The sequence below is a fragment of the Bacteroides sp. PHL 2737 genome (genome assembly GCF_004115325.2).
Classification (GTDB): domain Bacteria; phylum Bacteroidota; class Bacteroidia; order Bacteroidales; family Bacteroidaceae; genus Bacteroides; species Bacteroides hominis.
The window spans coordinates 5429225-5449787 of the sequence record NZ_CP040630.1 but is presented as its reverse complement, the minus strand read 5'-3'; the positions used below and the strand labels follow the sequence as shown (position 1 = coordinate 5449787).

Below are 20563 nucleotides of genomic sequence, written 5' to 3'. Positions count from 1 at the left end.
CGATAAAATTTAAACAGGCTCTAGTATTCATAATTATTTCACATATGCTAAAACTGTTGTATCTTCGTCATATACAAAATGTACATGCGAATGAAGATCAAGACATTGACGTTGACAGAATCAGAACGGAGAGAATTAACCTTTGGCTTTCGCAATGGAGAAAGCCATTGTTTTCGAATGCGTTGTCACTGTGTATTATTCAAATCGGAATGCTTGAGCTCTGTCCAAGTGGGAGAGTAAACCGAAATGATGTCTCAAAGTGTCAACGGTTGGGTGAAACGGTTCGAAACCGATGGCATCAAAGGCTTGCGCACTCGTCTCGGACAAGGGCTCAAACCCATCATGGACTGTTCGGACGAGGAAGCAGTTTGCAAGGCCATCGAATCGGACAGACAAAGCGTTCGCTCAGCCAAGGAAGCATGGCAAAACTTCTCTGGCAAAGAGGCGAGCGATTTGATATTTCGACGTTTTTTATCCGCATTGACGCAAGTAGACTTATAAGAAAACGTCTAAAGGGTGCACCCTCGTCGCAGTTCTACGTATATAAAACAGAGAAGCTGCAAGAACTTGAAAGGCTCTATGTCAAGGGAGAAATCAACCTCTTTTACGGTGATGAATCGCATGTTTGTACCGAATGCTATGTCCCATACGGATGGCAGTTTCCCGGAGATGATGTATTTGTACCTTCGAAAAGAGCTAAAAGACTGAATATCTTTAGGATGATTGACCGTGATAACCGCTTCGAGGTCTTCTGCACAAGTCAAACTATTGATGTCGGAAAGGTTGTCGACTTTCTTGAACAATATTCCTTCAGAATTGACAAAAAGACAGTTGTGGCGCTTGACAATGCCAGTGTACACAGGAATGTCAAGATTCGAGAGATGCGTCCTATTTGGGAAAAGCGGGGACTCTTTATCTTCTACATTCCTCCATACTTCCCTCATCTGAATATTGTCGAGACTCTTTGGAGGGTAATGAAAGGGAAGTGGCCCAGACCACAAGATTATACCTCCGCTGATACACTTTTCTATGCCACCAACAGGCTGTTGGCTGAAGTAGGGAAAAGTTTGAAAATTAACTATGCGCATATTGCTGCTTAATTATGAACACTTACTTAAATAATTATTTAATATTATGATTTTACAAAAATTTAATAATGCTGAACGAATAGTTCATTACTTAATGCTAAATTCATATTTTATAAACGACATGGGTTTATGGTATGGACAAATGGGAGTTGCATTGGCTATTTCGAGTTATGCTAGATACACAAACAATCAAATATATCTAGATGCGACTTCCTTTTTATTGAGTAATATTATGAAAAATATTAATCATTGCAGGACATTATCATTTTCTTCTGGGATATTGGGCATTGGATGGGGAATTGAGTATCTGCTTCAACAAGAATTTATAGAAGGGGAAGGCATTGACATTTGTGAATCTATTGATCGGAGCATAATGGAAATCAGTCCGAATAGAATCTTAGACTTATCTCTAGAAAATGGCATTATGGGATTATTACATTATGTAATTTATCATTTACAAGGAGCATTAAAGACAGGATCTGAGCTACCATTTGATGAAGAATATTTTTCTGAATTACATAAGCTATGTATAGCTTTAAAGAAACTGGACAATCCAAATTCATTAAATTTGCTATTAGATATTTATATCAATTTTTATCATTATAGATCAATCAGTAATTACAATATTAGTATAACTAATTTCATAAAAATAAATTCAGAGAAATTACAGAAAAAATTATCTTTTTATCCAATAGGGCTAAGAAGTGGCTTAGCGGGTATATTACTAAATATTATAAATAAAAAAAATGAAAGCAATGAAAAATATCTATATATTTGATGAATACCTGAGTTCTCAAAAGAATGGAATTGGCATCTATCTTCAAGAGTTAGTTTATTGTTTCTGTTCTCTGAAATACAACATCTGTCTAATTGTTTTTAATGCAAAAACTGAAGAGTTCAAGATCATCAAAGAAAAAAAAATAAGAAAAATTCTTTTTCCTGTTTTAAAAATTCACTTTGTGTATTATGTAGATGTTATAGAAAAATTCCTGCGATTATATATTGAAGATAGTTTAGAGAACGTTTTTCTCATTAATCACACTCCATGTGATGATCTTATGGAATCATTGAAAACATATTTTCCGTTATCTAAAATTGTATTCACCATTCATGATTTCTATTGGACCGTATCACTCATGGGAAATATAGATGAATATGAAAAAGTAATAAAAAATGCTTATATGGCAAAAAATGTAAATATGAGATCCAATATGGATTACATTCTTAAAATGTACAAAAAAGAGATGAGAATGTATGAATTAGCTGATCGCATTATATGTTTGTCTAATGACACTCTTTCCATATTACAAAATATTTATAAAATAAATAAAAGAAAAATTTACTGTATTTCTAATGGACTTAGAGATACAAAGAAAAAAGATTTGTTAAATGAAAAAGATAAAGATACAAAGAGAAAAAAGTTATATTTAAGAAATGAAGATAAAGTTTTACTATTTATTGGGCGACCGACAAAACAGAAAGGAATATTTGAACTATTATCAGCAATGCACATCGTACTAAGAGAATATCCAAATGTAAAGCTTGTTATAATTGGTGATGGAGATGAAGTTTCAATAAAAGAAATCATAAACGCATCATCTCAAATTGCTTCTTCAATAATCATAACAGGGAGATTAAATAGAAAAGATGTTAAAGAGTGGTTAACTATTGCAGACATTGGAATAATACCTTCTTATTATGAGCAATGTAGCTATGTTGCTATAGAAATGATGATGTATGGTTTGCCAATAATAACATCAAATGGCTTAGGTCTCAGAAATATTTTTATTGATGGAGTCAATGCAAAAGTAGCTAGAATTGAAAGTAAGAGACAATTATATCAAATAAATTTAGCTAGAAACATTATTAATTTACTTGATCATCCAGAACTATGCAAAAATTTAAGTAAAGAAGCAAAAAGAACATATAAAACAAAATTTGCAATCAAATACATGAAAGCATGCTACATGAAACTTATTGATTCAATGTATAGGGTATAAAGTGGAAAATATCAGCTATTTCATATCCTTGTTTGGTTTCTAATGATAACAATTTTATTTCTGAAAATAATGAATCTATAGGAGCACTTATGCTAAGATTTTCAGGAATCGAAATTGATGTTATCTGCAAAGAAGATAATTCTTTACTTTTCCTGCTGTTATTGCATGAAAGTAATAGAAAGAAAAGTAAGGTATAAAAGGACTTTTGTCTTCATGGAATTAGTGGGATTAATCAAAAGCAATAACCATTATGCAGGCTGTATTGTAACAGCCACCTTGGCCATAATCACAATAAAAAGTGACTTCTCAACCTCCCATTGTATTTATACAAGGTCTACAGGCTGTAGTGAGATTTTCTTGTGCCCATTCCATATTAGCTAATGCTTCTATATTAGCTAATATGATATTTGTCTTTCTTGCTTCTTTGTGAGAGTTTAGATTAAAACTTATCACCAAAGTGATTATACCTGTAATAAATAATGAAGTGATCAGATGTAGCTTTCTTTTTTTTTCATAATACAAATATTTAAGAGGTTGATACTTTTTTGCAAGATAGTTGCTTTTTTATTAAATCTTTTATTTTTCAAGTTAAAAAAAACGTAATGCTCTTTATTGAGGATTATATAATTTTAGCACTTATTTAAGTTCTCCTTGAATAAATTTTCAGATTGGTTCTATCGAGCTGTTTTGAGTTTCCTTTCGGTCTATGTTTTCCGTTTTTGTGAGGAGTATAGCAGGCTCTGTGACTTTTTCGATTGACATTCGTCTATGCTTTGAGATTAGTTTAAGTAATGCTTAGAAAACAATCTCTTGGTACGCATTATGCTGACTTAAAGAGGTGATACAACATGTTTTTATGATCACTTACAATCTGTCATTTTGTATTTTAAAAATGCGTAGAAACGCTTTTTACGGTCCGAAGGAAGATGGGCTGAATAAAAACGCATGGATTTTGAAATAGCATAATTCATGCGTCTTGTGTTTGGACGATATTTTGATTGTAATAAAAGGCTGTTGATGGATATTGTAATAAAATGAAAGTAAAAGTGTTGTAAATGTTTTAAAATGCTATTTCTATGATGTCCGTTTGTGATTGGATTGTAGAAAAAAATGCTCTTTTTGGGGGCGATTTATTCTATTTTCTACGACGTGATCTTACTTTTTTTTCTGGAAGACAAACATCGTGTAAGCAAGAAGTTAACTTCCTGCTTTCACGATGTTAACTCTCTCTTGGCAAGAAGTTTGTTTTTTATCTTTACGATGTTAACTTCCTGTTTTCTGTTTCCGGATTTTAGGGTATAAACAGACCAAATATTTGCATTTTGTTTGCCGATTCGCTTCTGTTTCACTGTTTTTGGTAAAATGAATAGTTAGCCTAAAATTATTTATTGTATTTTTTTAATACGGATTTTGGAATATTGCTTTCATAATGTCAATCGGTAAGTATGGGTGCGGGCAGTGCTTTCAATGGCTATGGTTATCTAAGACCCTGTTCAGATACCTGTTTTTATGGAGATGAGAAAAACGGTTCGTTTGAAAACCGTCACAACTTATTCCTTACGATTACTAAAACAGTTTCTTAAAATTTTGAGATTATTATTATTATTTGTTACTTTGTCAATGTCTTTTTATTAACTAATGCTTTAAATGAAGAAAAACGCAATGTATTCGAACCTTGAGTCGGTAGAGCAACTGTTTCGGCAATATTATAAAGTGTTGCGGGTGTATGCGTTTCGCTTTGTGAATGATTGGGATGTTGCAGAAGACATCGTTCAAGATGTTTTTGTTGCTTTATGGAATAAGCGTGCAGATATTGAATTCGATGGAGCAGTAAAGGCCTATCTTTTTAAGGCCGTCTATAATAAATCTCTCAACTTTCTCACCAGTAAGAAATATACTGAAGAAGAGTCCATGGAATGTTTTTCAGATCAGATCGATGCGTTGCAGATTCAGGAAGATAATCAGGAGAACTCATTATTCATGAAGGAACTTCGGGGTGAAATCGAAGCTTTTGTCGAAACACTGCCTGTACAGGTAAAGAAGGTATTTATACTAAGCAGAAGCTACGGCCTGAAGGTAAAGGAGATTGCTGTTCAGCTCGATCTGTCACCCAAGACTGTAGAAAAGTATTTGACCCGTGCTCTGTTGGAGTTGCGTACCCATCTTAAAAATAAAGGTTTAATGAGCCTTTTATTCCTACTCTATCTCTGCTCAAAATAATATTTTTAAAAAAAGTATGTTTTGGAGGAGGGTTTTTTAAATTTCACTTGTATTACTTAATAGAGGAGCTAAAAATGAAGAATGAAATAGGAGACATAAACGAAGTGATTATACGTTTTCTGGATGGTACAGCTACCTGTGAAGAGAAAGTTTTTCTTTTGAACTGGCTGAAACAATCGGAAAAGAACCGGAACGAGTTTTCCGAAGTTCGTGATTTATGGCTTTTAGGCAATACGCTGGCTACTGATGATGTTGAAACGGAAGTAGCACTCGACCGGTTTAGATCACGGATACAAATACCGGAATCCGGTTCCCGTAAAAGCAGATTCGTTTTTCCGGAACATTTCAGTCTGTTCCTGCGAGTGGCAGCCGTCTTTTTGATACTGTTTGCTGTCGGTTCTGTTTCTTATTATTGGGGTAGCAGTTCGGCTCCGGGGCAGAAGGAAGTCATGAACCGTTTGCTGACTGCCAATGGAAGTAAAGGCCGTTTTGTATTACCGGATAGTACGGTTGTATGGCTCAATTCAAATAGTTTGTTGGAGTATCCGGAAACGTTCAGTGCATCAGTCCGTGAAGTCAGTTTGTCCGGTGAAGCCTATTTTGAAGTGCGGAGAAATGAGCAACTTCCATTCCGGGTGCAAGCCGGAGAAATGAAAGTGGAAGTGTTGGGTACACGCTTTATTGTCGACAATTATCAGCGGAAATCCGGAGTCGAGGCAGTATTGGTAGAAGGTAGTGTGAAGATTGCCGGTTGCAAGATGAACCATTCGGTGGTACTGACTCCGGGGCAGTTGATAAATTATGATAAGAAGAGTGAGCGGACCAAGGTACAGATGGTCAATACGGATGATTATATCAGTTGGATTCAGAATGAGCTGACTTTCGACAATGATAAATTGGCCGATATTATCATTAATTTGAATAAATGGTATGGGGTGGATATTGAATGTCCGTCAGACTTTGCTGAGAAAGTTTTTATGTCATTCTCTGTTCGAAGCGGGGAAGAGTTGGAAGAAATCCTGAAAGCGATGACTTTGGTCGCTCCTATAAAATATAATTGGGAAAATGGTGTTTTACACATTCTTCCCCGAAAGCGATAGAAAACACAAGTATTAACCTTAAAAATTGAATGAAAATATGTAGAAACACACAACCAGACAAAAAAATAGGTAAATGTTGCAGCATTTACCTATCTCAGATTTCTTTTAATCACGTCTCTTGCAGGAGACGCAATTATTTACTTTAAATCTTTTACAAAGATATGAATAAATTTAAATGGAGGAGCTTTTTGAGCTTTTTCTTAACAGAAAGAAACATTCGTTTAGCAAGACTTATGTCTTTTATTATGTTCCTGTTTGTTTTTCAGGGAGTTTATGCTCAGCAGACACGTATTAATCTCCATGTGAAACAAGTTCCCCTGAAGCAGGTTCTTAAATCGATTGAATCGAAGAGTGAGTACACTTTCTTCTACAATGATGCGGAAATTGACATGAACCGTAAAGTCACGGTTGAGGCCGATAATGAACGTATTGACGTAATTTTATCCCAAATTCTGCCGGACTGCAAATGCGTAGTGGAGAATAGAAAGATTATCCTGATTCCCGGTGCGGAGAAACAAAATGTCCGGAATGACCACGTTGCAAAAATGAAAGAGATAACCGGTACCGTTACAGACGCAAGGGGTGAAACCTTGATCGGAGTAAATGTAACGATATTGGGAACAACTACCGGTGTCATAACCAATATCGACGGCAAATACTCATTGAAAGTTCCGGTAGGCAAGTCGCTTCAGTATTCGTATGTCGGCTATATCACCCAGACGGTGAAGGTAGGCGATAAAACGGTGATGGACATTGTAATGCAGGAAAACAGTAAAGCACTTGACGAAGTTGTGGTAGTGGGGTATGCTGTACAGAAGAAAGTCAACCTTTCGGGTTCGGTAGCGACCGTATCTACTAAAACAATCGAAGACCGTCCGGTACTGAACATGGGGCAGGCTTTGCAAGGTGCCGTTGCCAACCTTAATGTGTCTGTCGGTGATGGTGAGGCAGATGACTCCCCTTCCTATAACATTCGTGGTACTACTTCTCTGAACGGAGGTTCTCCGTTGGTAGTCATTGACGGGGTTGTTTCCACCAGTGATCAGTTGAATCGCATGAATCCTGTTGATATAGCCAATATTTCTGTGCTGAAAGATGCCGCATCCTCTGCTATATATGGGTCGCGTGCTGCGTTCGGTGTTATTTTGGTTACAACTAAAAATGGCAGCAATGAAAAACTTACTGTTAACTATAACAACAATTTTGTATTGCGTACCAACACTCGTATGCCGGAAATTATAACAGACCCTTATCTGGTGGCAACTACGAGAAATACAATGTCATATCCGTGGTATAACCTTTATAACGAGGAACAACTGGCCTATGCGAAAAAATGTTCCGAAGATCCTTCCACTTCTCCCTACTTCCTGAATCCGGATGGTTCTTATACTTATTTTGGACGTACAAACTGGGTGGACGAGGCTTACAATGATGTAGGTTTCTCTACGATCCATAATATTGATATTTCCGGGAAAACAGACCGTATCTCTTATTACTTTTCGGGAGGATACAATCGTCAGAACGGTATGTTAAGGTATGGAAACGACATTTATAACCGGTATAACCTGCGTACCAAGTTACAGTTTAAACTGACGGATTGGTGGAGTCTGAGCAGCAATGTGAGCCTGACCACTTCCGATTATGACTATGCGAATGCCATGACCAACACCTATAAACAGATGTACCGTAAAAATCCGATGGATATGGTTAAGAATCCTGATGGAACCTGGACAGATGCCAGTGTGGGTACATTGGGGGCATTGGCCGAAGGCGGACGTGCTACAGACTGGAAAACAAATACAAATATCAACCTGTCTACTAAGATGGATATAGTCAAAGATGTCTTTTGGGTACAGGGAACCTTTGCTTTTGCAAATACCAAGACCAGAAGCAACTGGTATAATCTGCCTGTCACTTATCGCAATGGACCCGAGTTGCCTGTCCTGACGTTTAATCCTATTTCTACCGTATCGGATGCTTCGAGCAGTAATTCCGATACAAAGCACATCTTGTTTGATGTTTATGGTACTTTCCAGAAAACATTTGCGAAGAAACACGCCATTACTGCTGTTGCAGGTTTCAATCAGGAAGAGTATAAATATGATTATGTGAAAGCGAATCGTAAAGAGCTGATTTCAAGTTCACTTCCCACCATTAACCTGGCCACGGGAGATATGAATATGTCTCAAAGTATAACGACTTGGGCTTTAAGAGGTGCGTTCGCGCGTTTGGGCTATATCTACGACGATAAATATATCTTCGAATTTAACGGACGTTATGACGGTACTTCGCGTTTCCCGAAGAATGATCGTTTTGTATTTAATCCTTCCGTATCATTGGGCTGGGTCATCTCGCGTGAAAAGTTCTTTGAGCCTTTGAGTGATGTGGTTAGTTTCTTGAAGTTGAGAGGTTCTTATGGTAGTCTGGGAAATCAGGATGTGGATGCGTATGCATATCTTGCCACGATGGGATCGGGAAAAATCAGCCAGATACTGGAGAAACAACAGCCGGTATATGTGGGAGCTCCCGGATTGGTAGCCGGTAACTTGACTTGGGAAAAGGTAACTACCACCAATATTGCTGTAGACGCTAATTTTTTCAATAACCGTTTAAGCATAACGGGTGAAGTATATGTACGCCGAACAAAAGATATGTTGACGGCAGGAGTGACACTGCCAAGTGTTTTGGGAACGGATGTTCCCAAGCAAAATGCAGCCGACTTGAAGACAGAGGGTTGGGAATTGACCGTAGGTTGGAAAGATCAGTTCAAATTGGCCGGAAGACTATTTTATTATGATGTGAACTTTAATCTGGCAGATAGCCGTGCCTATATTACGAAGTACGAAAATCCGAAAGGATTGTTGGGTGATTACTATGTAGGAAAAGAGATTGGTGAGATATGGGGGGTAGAGACTTTAGGCTTTTTCACTTCCGAGGAAGATATAAAGAATCATGCAGACCAGTCATGGTGTACTTCCTATCCGGGTACCCGTCCGCTGGCTCCCGGTGATCTGAAATTTAAAGATGAAAATAAAGACGGTAAAATAACCGATGGAGCATGGACACTGGAAGACCATGGTGATTATAAAGTCATTGGTAACAGCCGTGCACGCTATACATTTGGTCTATCGGCCAATGCACAGTGGAATGGATTCGATCTTAGCCTGTTTGCCCAGGGGGTAGGTAAGAAAGATTATTATCCGGGTACAGGCGACCTTTATTTCTGGGGTATTTATGCACAGCCCTGGACAAATATTACCGTGGGTAATATGTACGACCATTGGACAGAGGAAAATCCGGACGCGTATTTCCCGCGTATGAAAGCTTATGTGGCGGAAAATACAGACAGGGAGTGTGGAGTTGTTCAGACCAGATACCTGCAAAATGCGGCTTATGTCCGTCTGAAAAACCTCACCGTAGGTTATACTCTTCCTAAAGTACTGTTGAATAAGATAGGAATTGAACGTTTGCGTATTTTCTTTTCCGGTGATAATCTGTGTGAGTTTTCAGGCTTATACAAACATTATAAGGTAGATCCGGAAAGTTTAGGTAATATTGTTTATCCTCTTCAGCGTTCTTATTCATTTGGTTTAAATCTCACATTCTAATTAAGATAAGTTATGTGTTCAAAAATAAAACATATATTACTGACTGCGTGCTGTCTGACAGGCGCAGGTCTGATGACAAGTTGCAATGACGGATTCATGGATCGTTTCCCTGAGACCAGTATCACGGAGAAGGTCTTTTTCTCTTCTCCTGCCGATTTGGAAACCTATACCAATGGCATGTACGGATACATTGATGCAAGCTATTCGGATACTCCTTCCGACAATATGCTTTACACGGAAGATACTGATATTTATAAAATGATGCGTGGTGAATATAGACCCGATAACATAGGTAAATGGAGTTGGAAGAATATTCGTACGGTCAATTTTATGTTAGCGAGGACAGACCGTGTGGAGGGTGACCGCGGTGAGATTAATCACTACATCGGGCTGGCACGTATGTTTCGTGCATTAATCTATTATTCAAAGGTGAAAGACTATTCGGATGTGCCATGGTATAGCCATGACCTGCAAACGACGGACACCGAGTTACTATATAAGTCACAGGATCCTCGTTCCCTGGTCGTAGATTCCATAATGGCCGATCTTGATTTTGCCGTGACCCACATGAAAACAAACAATAGTACGACCCGTATTTACCGGAATGCTGCTTTGGCTATACAGGCGCGGATTGCTTTGCATGAAGGGACATTCCGTAAATATCATCCCGAGTTGAAACTGAATGATGGCGACCGTTTCCTGAAAATAGCGGTGGAGGCCTGCCGGAAGATTATGGACACAAAACATTACAGTCTGTCGACTTCCAAAGAGAGTGGCCTGCCTGCCTATCAGTCACTTTTCTGTAGTGCGGATCTTACGCAAAACCCGGAAATGATTCTGGTGGCTGATTACGATAAAGCATTAGGACGCCTGCACAATGCCCAGGCTCAGTTTGACTATAATACGGGACTTTCTCGTAGTCTGATGGAAGATTATTTAGTCGTTGAGGACGGACAAACCAAATATTTTCATGAAGTGGAAGGTTACCGGACCAAGACGGTACTGGAGATCTTTGAGAATCGGGACCCTCGTCTGGAGCAGACTTTTATGAAACCGGGTGTCCTGAACGTGGGTACTACCGAGCCTCACCGGGCTAAACTGAATCTGGGTGGATATCCGCAGATCAAATTCCGTCCGTTGACATTCGATCAGATGGATTGGGGAAAATCTTATACTGATTTACCTATTATCCGTTACGCTGAAATTTTGCTGATATATGCTGAGGCAAAGGCCGAATTGGGTACGCTTACACAAGATGACATCAATAATACAATCAATCTGATCAGGCAGCGTGCCGGTATGCCGGATGCTTCGTTGGACGACTGGCTGGCTAATATTGATCCGGTACAGGAAGAACGTTATTCCAATGTACAGTCTTCACAAAAAGGTGCTGTGCTGGAAGTGCGCCGTGAACGCAGAATCGAATTGGCATGCGAAGGGTTCAGATATGGTGATTTAATGCGTTGGGGATGTGGAAAGTTGTTTGAGGCTGCTCCGGAAGGGGCGTATATTCCGGGAATGGGCTATTATGATGTAACAGGTGATGGTACACCGGACATTGCAGTAGTGGAAAAGAAAGCGGATGTAGATAAGATACCTGAGGAGGACAAGCAAAAGTATAAATTGACGGTTTATGCTTTGGAAGGTAATACGATTGGGCTCACCGAAGGGACAAAAGGCTATATCTACCTGATAGCGCAACATGGTAAGTATACTTTTGTATCTCCTAAATATTATTATTATCCGGTTGCTACCAAAGATATTACTGTTAACGAAAACCTCTATCAGAATCCATTCTGGGAATAGGTTTATCATATCGAAAACAGAAAGGCTGCTCCGGCAGTAGCGGGAGAAGCCTGCTGTTTTCGTTAAGAGATAAAACTGATTAATATAGTAAAACAATAAATATGTTGAAGTTATTTGCAGGTATAGCGGCTTTATTCCTGGGAGTTGGCAGTTCTGCTTTCGCACAGATAGAAGGCGGGGTTTATATCGACACAAACAGAAACGGCATTCGTGATGCCGGAGAGAAAGGGATAAAGGGAGTCTGTGTGCAAGATGGGCTCCATGTGGTGCAAACGGCGGAAGATGGTAGCTTTATACTTCCGGGACATAAAGACACCCGGTTTATCACTTTGACCGTGCCCGATGGATTTCAGGCATCTGCTTCCCATTATTTACCTTTCGACGGGACCGGGAAAAAGTATGAACTGGGAATTTGCAAGAGTCCGGTAAGGACAGGAAATGGATATTCGTTTGTACAAATCACAGATACAGAGACATCTCTGTATGGTGACTGGATAGACAATCTGAAAGAGTATGTGAAAACAAATCCGACTGCTTTTATCATCCATACAGGTGATATTTGTTATGAAGCCCATCAGGATTTTCACGGACGTTATCTTCGTTCTGAGGATTTGGGGGTTCCGACTTATTATTGTGTGGGTAATCATGATTTGCGTGCCGGAAGGTATGGTGAAGAGTTATGGCAGAGTCATTTCGGTCCTTCATGGTATTCGTTCGACGTTGGTAATGTGCATTATGTGGTTACTCCGATGCTGGGTGGTGATCATGCACCCTCGTACAGGCGTGCTGATATCATCCGTTGGCTGAAGAATGACCTTGCACAAATAAATAGAGATAAAAGGGTAGTTTTATTTAATCACGACTTATGGTTTTGGGGAGACGATTTGCTCTTCAAGGATAAAAACGGCGAACAGATAGACTTTGCAGATTATAATCTGGACGCCATGATTTACGGACACTGGCACAATCATTATTATAAGCAGTTGAAGTCGGGACTTCAGACCTACTGCTCATCCACTCCGGATAAAGGAGGAATCGATCACGGAACGTCCTGTTTCAGGATTTATCATGCTGATACCAAAGGTAAACTCAGTTCGGAAACCCGTTATACTTATATCGATGGAATCTTGACTTCTGCTTATCCGGCAGAAGGTGAAATTGTTTCTGTCTCTGATGGTAAAATGACAGTTCGGATTAATGCTTATCGTACGGTGTCGTACGCAAAAAAAGTAACGGCTTCTGTTGAACGGAACGGGAAAGTCATGTCGTCTGTCACATTGTTACCCGAAACAGACTGGGAATGGAGCGGAACAGTCCGTGTGTCCGATGGCAAGCAGCGCTTGTTGGTGACTGCCGAGTTTGAGGATGGAACCCGTTTGACGAAAAGGGTGGATTACACCGTAACCGGGCAGCCGGCAGCTTCGGCTGTGGCATCCGCCATTTGGGCGGAACTTCGTGGAAATGCCGCCCACAATCAACTGGTGAATGACACAGTGTCTTTGCCTCTGCAAACCAACTGGGTCCGAAATGCAGGCAGCAATATTTATATGTGTTCGCCCATAGTGGCACAGAATAAAGTGTTTATAGGAACCATTGACGATGATAGGGCAGAGAAATGCTTTATAAAAGCCTATGATGCTGCAACAGGAGGTCTTTGCTGGACTTTCAGTGCTTCTAATTCGATAAAGAATACCATTGCTTATGAAGACGGGCGCGTGTTTGCTTCGGATGCTTCGGGGATGCTTTACGCCATAGATGCAGAAAAAGGAACGGTTTGTTGGCAAACACAGTTGCCGGTTTCTCTATTGCCACTTCTTGATGAAGGCTTGGCGGTTGTCGATGGTGTGGTGTATGCCGGACATGCGAAAGGAACTTGTGCCGTACGGACTGCCGATGGAAGGATCCTGTGGCAGAACAAAGCCTGGGATGGAGGTGAGGGAACCACTTCTACTTTGACTGTAGGTGCAGGAGTATTAGTGGCGTCTGCACATTGGAACGGACTCTTCGGACATGACATCAATGACGGTACTTTATTGTGGAAGAAGCGTGACAGTAAAATTCGTTTCCGTGACGGATCGGCAACTTTTTACGATGGTAATTTCTATCTGGCCTCATGTGAGAATTTATATGTGATCAACCCACGTTCCGGAGATATTCTGAAAATGGCGGAAACTTCTTATGAGTTTAATTCGGCCTGCGCTCCGCTTGTGACGGATAAATATCTGGTTGTTTCCACTTCCAATAAAGGAGTGGTTGCATTTGACCGTCTCACTTTTAAAGAGGTCTGGAACTATCGTACCGGAACAAGCCTTTTCTATACTGTCCCTTATTCTCATAGCCATGAATGCACAGTCGAAGTTTCGCCTGTACTTGTGGGAGCAACTGTTTTCTTTGGGGCCAGTGACGGGCATTTGCATGCCGTTGACTTGGACACAGGCGCCTATCGTGGAAAACGTGCTTTGGGAGCTCCGGTATTCTCGAGTGTGGCAGTAAGCGGTAACTGTCTGTTCGTTACCGATTTTGGAGGTAATATTTATAATTTTAGGTTACATGATTAATTGTATATACAAAATGAAAAAGATTTCGATATTATTCATATTTTCTGTGATTCTTAGTTTATTTGCCAGTGAAGTAAATGCAGCCGGTCCCCGTTTGAAGAAACATCCGAAGCATGTAGTATTAATTGCTTTTGACGGTTTAAGTGCCGTTGCTATCCGCAATCATCCCATGCCCAATTTCAACCGGTTGATGGAAGAAGGGGCTTATACACTGAACAACCGTTCGATTCTGCCATCATCGAGTGCTCCAAACTGGGCCTCTATGTTTTCCGGAGCCGGACCGGAACTTCATGGATATACGACCTGGGGAAGCAAGACACCCGAGATTCCTCCTTTTATAACCAATCAATACGGTCGTTTTCCGGGACTTTACGGATTGATACGCGATACATATCCTAAAGCAGAGGTAGGCTATATTTATGAATGGGATGGAATGAGATATCTGGTTGATTCGCTCGCTATCAACTACTTCGTACATGCTCCGCAAACAAAGGAACATCCTAAGGGAGCGACACAATTCGCCGTGAATTATCTGAAAGAGAAAAAGCCTATGTATTGTGCTGTTATATTTGAATATCCTGATCACACCGGACACAGCTACAAGTGGGAATCCAAAGAGTATTATGAAAAGCTCGATGAATTGGACGGTTATTTAGGTGAAATAGTAGCAGCCATTGAAGAAGCCGGTATGATGGATGATACTGTAATTATACTGACTGCGGATCATGGCGGAATCGGTACTAATCATGGCGGAAAAACTCTCAATGAAATGGAGACCCCGCTTGTATTTTATGGAAAGGGTGTGAAAAAGAACTATAAGATAACTGAGAGTACAATGGTGATTGATGTGGCTGCAACGGAAGCTTGGCTGCTGGGGGTTGAGCCTCACGAAGCCTGGTTGGGCAATCCGGTAACGACAGCATTCTTTACTAAATAATTAAAATGTACTTATCCAATGGGGGAAATAGCCCCATTGGATGATACCTGTATAAAAGATTGATATGAAAAGATTTATATATATGCTAATTGCGTCTTTGGCAATTAGCTTTGTCTCTTGCACACCTGTGGAACGTGCTAAGGAGAAGGAATTAAAAGTTTTGTCATGGAATGTATGGCATGCAGGACATGCTAAAAACTATCCCGAAAAGGGCTGTGAAGGAACTATAGGGATTCTGAAAAAGAGTCAGGCGGATGTTATTTTGATGATTGAGACTTATGGTGCGGCTCCAATGGTGGCAGACTCTTTGGGATATGATTACGTATTGTTATCAGACAATCTGTGCATTTATAGTCGCTATCCGATAAAGAAAACGTATCTTTTTCCTGATTCCATTTCTACATTCAATTTCGGAGGAGTCGAAATAGATATGGATGGTACGCCAGTCCGTTTATTCGATACCTGGCTGCATTATTTACCCGATATGCGATTAGTGCCTACGGAGCAATCAGAAGCCGATATTTTGGCTTGGGACGATGCCGGGACACGAGATGATGAAATACGCCGCATACTTTCTGTTTTGCAACCGATGATTCGTCAGACTGACAGTATTCCCATGATTATGGGGGGAGATTTCAATGTACATTCCCATCTTGACTGGACAGATACCACGAAAGATATGTATAGCCATGGTGGTGCCGTTGTGGAATGGACTGTTTCTAAAGAGATGCAAAACGCAGGTTTCAAGGATAGCTTTCGTGAAATTCATCCCCAACCCGAAAAGAATATAGGAGCTACCTGGATCTACGATAATGAAGATAAGCCTGTCCGGTCCGACCGTATTGATTTTATCTATTATCAAGGTAAGACTATTCGTGCGGTGACGTCTGAATCTTATAACCAGGAACTGACTAAACCTCTGGAGTTTATGGGAGAAAAATTCTTTTATCCTTCCGATCATGGTTTTGTATTGACTACTTTTAAAGTGTCATCGTTAGAAAAGTAGTGCCGGGTTATCGTATATTGAATTTTTATGAATATTAGATTTGTATGTTCTGCATTGTTGGTACAAACAGCAGGACTCCAGATGGTGTATGCGGGGGATAAGGTTACCGATTCTGTCCGTCCCAATATTATTTTTGTGCTTGCGGATGATTTGGGTTATGGAGATCTGGGATGTTTCGGACAGAAGCGGATCGAAACTCCCCATATAGACCGTTTGGCTGCCGAAGGAATGGTATTCAGTAATTATTATACCGGATCTCCGGTTTCGGCTGCTGCCCGTTGTGTTCTTTTGACAGGAAAACACAGTGGTCATTGTGGCATCAGGGGGAATGATGAAGCTCCGGAACGTGGTAGAGTCTGGGATTTTCTTGCGGCTGAGCGCGATTCGACCTTAGAAGGTCAACGCGGATTGCCATCCGGTACGAAAACATTTGTGTCAATTTTAAAGGAAGGAGGATATCGTACAGGGTTAGTAGGAAAGTGGGGATTGGGTGCTCCGGGTACTGAAAGCCTGCCTTTGAATCATGGTTTTGACTTCTTCTATGGTTATAATTGTCAGCGTCAGGCACACACTTACTTTCCATTGCATTTGTATCGGAATGAACAGAGGGAGTATCTGGCAAATGATACGGTGATACCGCATACCAAACTTGACCCCGGAGCCGATCCTTTGAGCCTGAGCAGCTATGATAAGTTAATCTCACATGTTTATTCGCCCGATAAAATTCAGGAAGAAGCATTGCGTTTTATGGAGGAGAACAAAACACAGCCCTTTTTTCTTTACTACGCTACTCCTTTGCCACATGTTCCAATTCAGGCCCCTCAACGTTTGATTGATCATTATGTCAGGAAATTTGGTGACGAGTCCCCTTATTTAGGACAGGCCGATTACTTTCCGGCACGTTATCCACATGCCGGATATGCGGCAATGGTGACTTACATCGATGAAAAGGTAGGTGAGATTGTAGATTTTTTAAAGAAGAAGGGATTGTATGAAAATACGGTCATTATCATTTCAAGTGATAATGGCCCGACCTTTAATGGTGGAGTCGATTCGCCCTGGTTCCGGAGTGGAGGTCCTTTTCGTTCGGAATATGGATGGGGAAAGTGCTTTTTGCGTGAAGGAGGAATCCGTGTACCGTTGATTGTAACATGGAAAGGACATATCCGGGCAGGAGCACACACTACATTACCATGTACATCTTATGATTTTTACTCAACGATATGTGAACTGGCAGGTGTGAATCCGGCCACAGAGACCGATGGAATCAGTTTTTATCCGACTTTAATGGAGAGTGGAGATCAAATGAAGCATTCTTATCTCTATTGGGAGTTTATGGACATAGAAGGACAGCAGGCTGTACGTATGGGCAAATGGAAAGGATTGCGTAATGGACTGAAAAGAGGAAATATGAAGATCGAGCTATACGATCTGGAAACAGATTCTTGTGAACAGAGGGATGTTGCCCCTAAGCATCCTGAAATCGTCAAAAAGATTGGTGAGATTATGAAAAAAGAGCATACTGTTCCCGTATATCCTGCATTTCGGGTGAAAGTATTGGACGAATTATATTGATTCTTAAAAAATAGGATAGTCGGTAGTGGCAACTTAGAACGTATATATACGATTATATTATTATGTATAAAGACTGAAAGGGAGTAAGAGATCTTTTTTGATAGAAAGGGACTCTTACCCCTGTCTTTTTATAACCAGTGTAATATAAGTAATTAGCATAAGAAAACTATTCTGCCATTATATTATTAAAGATGATGATTGAGAGATGTTATATCTGATGGATTAGAATCATAGATTGAATTTTTTATGATACGATTTCGGCCAATAAGCAACTTAATCTTAAATTTAGAACATAAAATACGTAAGATAGACCTTGTTTGGATGGAAATAAAGCAGTTACTTTGCTCCGTTTTAGAATAAAGATTAAAAATTACTAACTAAACGTGATTAATTTATGAAGAAAAATTTATTGTATCTCTTCGCACTGATTTGTTCAGTGAGCTTGTTCACTGCTTGTAGTGACGATGATGATAACAGTTGGCAAGAACTTCCTAAAGGTGAAATTAAGGCAGAAAATGTAGATTTCCAGTTGAATGGAGCAAGTACCACGGGAACTGTAAACTTTGAAGCTACAAGTCTTCAGTCTGCAACAGTAGGTTTTAAAAATGTGATTGATGGTTATAGTGATGTAACTGTTGATGTTGCAATGGAAAAACAAGCTGACGGCTCTTTCAAATTCAATGGGACGAAAGATATTATGACTAAACCTGTAACAAGAGAAACGGCTAAACCGACTCCATTGTTAAAGGTTACAGTTGATGGTACAATTACACCTGAAGGTAAGGTTGCCTTGAATGTTAGTGCAACAGGTGCCGGTCTTTATATCGGAACCTACAAAGGTGAAACTTTAGTTTTGACTTATGGAGAAACTGCACTGACAGGTAAAGAAGTAGTGTTTGATGCCACAGATGGTGATAATGTAAGTATCCTTTTGAAGGACGTTATCCCAGGAGAAACAGAAACTACATTGACTGGCGTTCAAGTAGCAAATGGAGGATTCAGTGGAAGCACCAAAACAAATAGTTCTACTATAGAATATACTGGTTATCGCAAAGATAAAGTGTTGACTTTGAACTTGAAAGTGACAATGAATGATCCTAAAGGATGGGCTAAGACATATACTTTGGGAGAATACACTCTTGGTACCTTAGATGTAGATGGTACACCTATGCCTAACTCTGTATTAACAAGTTCTTTATATTCTAACTGGGAGGTTGAGGATGCATATTATTCTACTTTCTTCCCTGCGGTGCTCAGAACTATTGGTGGACTAATTTTGCCTCAAGTTTTGCAGTCTGTAACTCTTGAAGCTGATGGTAATATTTCTGCAAAATATTCTTCAGGTTCTATAACTTTTGAACCAAGTTGGGCAATGGGATTAATTTTTGGTGGTGGAGCACCAGGAGTTGATGTTTTAAATAAATTAATTCCTACTGATGGATGGCAGCAGTCTCCTAAAAATTTAGCTTATTGGTTTCCTAAAGATGATAAACTGTATTTGAAATTAAATGTTCCTGCCATTATTTCTCAGGCAATGGGTAGTAATGCAGAATCGCTTGCTCCGATAATTTCTGAAATTTTAAATGGTGATGCTGCTACTGTTAAGAAACTAATAGGTACAATGTTGAAGGTTGATATGAGTTCTATTAGTGATGAGACATTTGAAATGTTGCTGAGTTGGGTGAATAATGGTGTACCTTTGAATGTAAAAACCACAGATAAGGGGCATACTTATATTTATCTTGATAAAACAGCTTTTGACCCAATTATGGTTGATAAAGAAATGTCTGCTGACTCTTCTGATTTTGGTGCTGGATCAGATTTATTTAAGTTGTGGAAGATCATGATGGATGCAAAAATAATTCCAGAGGATGCAGCTGCGGCTATAATTCTTTTAATTGGATTACCACAGAACTGGCCATCTACAACAGGTTTTGATCTGGGGTTGGATTTATTAGCTAAATAAATTGTTTGTAGTATATAATGTTAAAACAATAAATAATGAAAAAGATATTTACCTTATTAATGTTACTTTGTACGATAAGTGTGTTTGCAGCAAATGCTGCTGGTACTTATACTGGTAGATTGACGATTTCGGTTGATGGTGGTACCCCAACTGTGAAGGATGGTCAGAATGTAATTGTGACAGAAAGTGATATTGTGACATTAACAATTCCTGATTTTTCTTATTCTGGTTATCCTAAAGCGGATGTTGTTATTACGGCCTCAAAAGATGCTACTGGAAATTTGACTTTGAAAACAATTAAATATGGCTTTTTGAGATTATCTGCGAAATTCGATGATGGTTCAAAGGTTAGTGATAGTAACTGTAATATCTCTTTGGCTATTTCAGCTGTTCTTCAAAAAATAGAGGTTACTTTTGTTGGAACTAAATAAATTGTATAGATAAAAGGAGGATGCTTTCCGGGCGAGGGCACTGAAAAAGTCCTCCTGCCTCCCTTCTATAAAAAAATGGCGGTATAAATCCAAGAAAATCCGGATTTATACCGTTTTTTTGTATCTTCGAGTCACCAAAAGAATACCGCCATGTTAGCACCCCAAGAACGTTTGGCTTTTAGTGATTATTCAAGTCTTTATGATTTGATCATCCCTCAGGATAACCTGCTTCGACGTATCAACTCGCTGATAGACTTTTCCTTTGTTT

The 20563-nt window shown here is 39.6% G+C and carries 15 protein-coding genes; 14 read left to right on the top strand and 1 reads right to left on the bottom strand.

Going from position 1 to position 20563, the window contains the following annotated elements; translation table 11 throughout:
- Positions 1 to 246 precede the first annotated feature (246 nt).
- Genes DBK98_RS23495 through DBK98_RS22665 form a run of 4 tightly spaced genes read left to right on the top strand, consistent with a single transcriptional unit; the run spans position 247 to position 3088 of the window.
- Positions 247 to 501, top strand: coding sequence for a helix-turn-helix domain-containing protein (locus DBK98_RS23495; RefSeq protein WP_234064501.1), 255 nt, complete (start codon positions 247 to 249; stop codon positions 499 to 501).
- A complete protein-coding gene (locus tag DBK98_RS23490) occupies positions 420 to 1100 on the top strand; it encodes a transposase (protein WP_229067038.1) in 681 nt (226 codons plus the stop codon). The genes DBK98_RS23495 and DBK98_RS23490 overlap by 82 nt, the downstream gene beginning before the upstream one ends.
- Positions 1101 to 1134: 34 nt before the next feature.
- The gene (locus DBK98_RS22670) at positions 1135 to 1866 is read left to right on the top strand and encodes a hypothetical protein (protein WP_005808368.1); all 732 of its coding nucleotides are present in this window, start codon (positions 1135 to 1137) and stop codon (positions 1864 to 1866) included.
- Positions 1835 to 3088 (top strand): glycosyltransferase, encoded by a 1254-nt coding sequence (locus DBK98_RS22665; RefSeq protein ID WP_032543947.1) that lies wholly within the window; start codon positions 1835 to 1837, stop codon positions 3086 to 3088. The genes DBK98_RS22670 and DBK98_RS22665 overlap by 32 nt, the downstream gene beginning before the upstream one ends.
- A gap of 306 nt (positions 3089 to 3394) precedes the next feature.
- Here DBK98_RS22665 and DBK98_RS22660 read toward each other — a convergent pair whose 3' ends face one another.
- Positions 3395 to 3541 (bottom strand): NVEALA domain-containing protein, encoded by a 147-nt coding sequence (locus tag DBK98_RS22660; RefSeq protein WP_232307381.1) that lies wholly within the window; start codon positions 3539 to 3541, stop codon positions 3395 to 3397.
- Between the two features lie 1194 nt (positions 3542 to 4735).
- Here DBK98_RS22660 and DBK98_RS22655 point away from each other — a divergent pair.
- The 10 genes from DBK98_RS22655 to DBK98_RS22610 all read left to right on the top strand — a co-directional run bounded on the left by DBK98_RS22655 (position 4736) and on the right by DBK98_RS22610 (position 20295).
- Positions 4736 to 5308 (top strand): RNA polymerase sigma-70 factor, encoded by a 573-nt coding sequence (locus DBK98_RS22655; protein WP_005781333.1) that lies wholly within the window; start codon positions 4736 to 4738, stop codon positions 5306 to 5308.
- A 74-nt stretch (positions 5309 to 5382) separates the two neighbouring features.
- Positions 5383 to 6408 (top strand): FecR family protein, encoded by a 1026-nt coding sequence (locus tag DBK98_RS22650; protein ID WP_005808358.1) that lies wholly within the window; start codon positions 5383 to 5385, stop codon positions 6406 to 6408.
- 161 nt (positions 6409 to 6569) lie between these two features.
- Entirely contained in the window at positions 6570 to 10016 is a 3447-nt protein-coding gene (locus tag DBK98_RS22645) for a TonB-dependent receptor (protein ID WP_032536820.1), read from the top strand.
- Between the two features lie 12 nt (positions 10017 to 10028).
- A complete protein-coding gene (locus DBK98_RS22640; RefSeq protein WP_022011707.1) occupies positions 10029 to 11822 on the top strand; it encodes a RagB/SusD family nutrient uptake outer membrane protein in 1794 nt (597 codons plus the stop codon).
- A 101-nt stretch (positions 11823 to 11923) separates the two neighbouring features.
- Positions 11924 to 14380 carry a PQQ-binding-like beta-propeller repeat protein gene (locus DBK98_RS22635; RefSeq protein WP_005808352.1) on the top strand — a complete coding sequence of 819 codons (2457 nt, stop codon included), beginning with the start codon at positions 11924 to 11926 and terminating at the stop codon, positions 14378 to 14380.
- A 13-nt stretch (positions 14381 to 14393) separates the two neighbouring features.
- Positions 14394 to 15317: an alkaline phosphatase gene (locus tag DBK98_RS22630; RefSeq protein ID WP_032536834.1), complete on the top strand. Its 924-nt coding sequence runs from the start codon at positions 14394 to 14396 to the stop codon at positions 15315 to 15317.
- A gap of 64 nt (positions 15318 to 15381) precedes the next feature.
- Positions 15382 to 16323, top strand: coding sequence for an endonuclease/exonuclease/phosphatase family protein (locus DBK98_RS22625; RefSeq protein WP_005781322.1), 942 nt, complete (start codon positions 15382 to 15384; stop codon positions 16321 to 16323).
- Between the two features lie 27 nt (positions 16324 to 16350).
- Positions 16351 to 17898 (top strand): arylsulfatase, encoded by a 1548-nt coding sequence (locus tag DBK98_RS22620; RefSeq protein ID WP_234072592.1) that lies wholly within the window; start codon positions 16351 to 16353, stop codon positions 17896 to 17898.
- 394 nt (positions 17899 to 18292) lie between these two features.
- The gene (locus DBK98_RS22615; protein WP_032536821.1) at positions 18293 to 19864 is read left to right on the top strand and encodes a DUF4925 domain-containing protein; all 1572 of its coding nucleotides are present in this window, start codon (positions 18293 to 18295) and stop codon (positions 19862 to 19864) included.
- A gap of 35 nt (positions 19865 to 19899) precedes the next feature.
- Positions 19900 to 20295 (top strand): calycin-like domain-containing protein, encoded by a 396-nt coding sequence (locus DBK98_RS22610; protein ID WP_005781318.1) that lies wholly within the window; start codon positions 19900 to 19902, stop codon positions 20293 to 20295.
- Positions 20296 to 20563 lie beyond the last annotated feature (268 nt).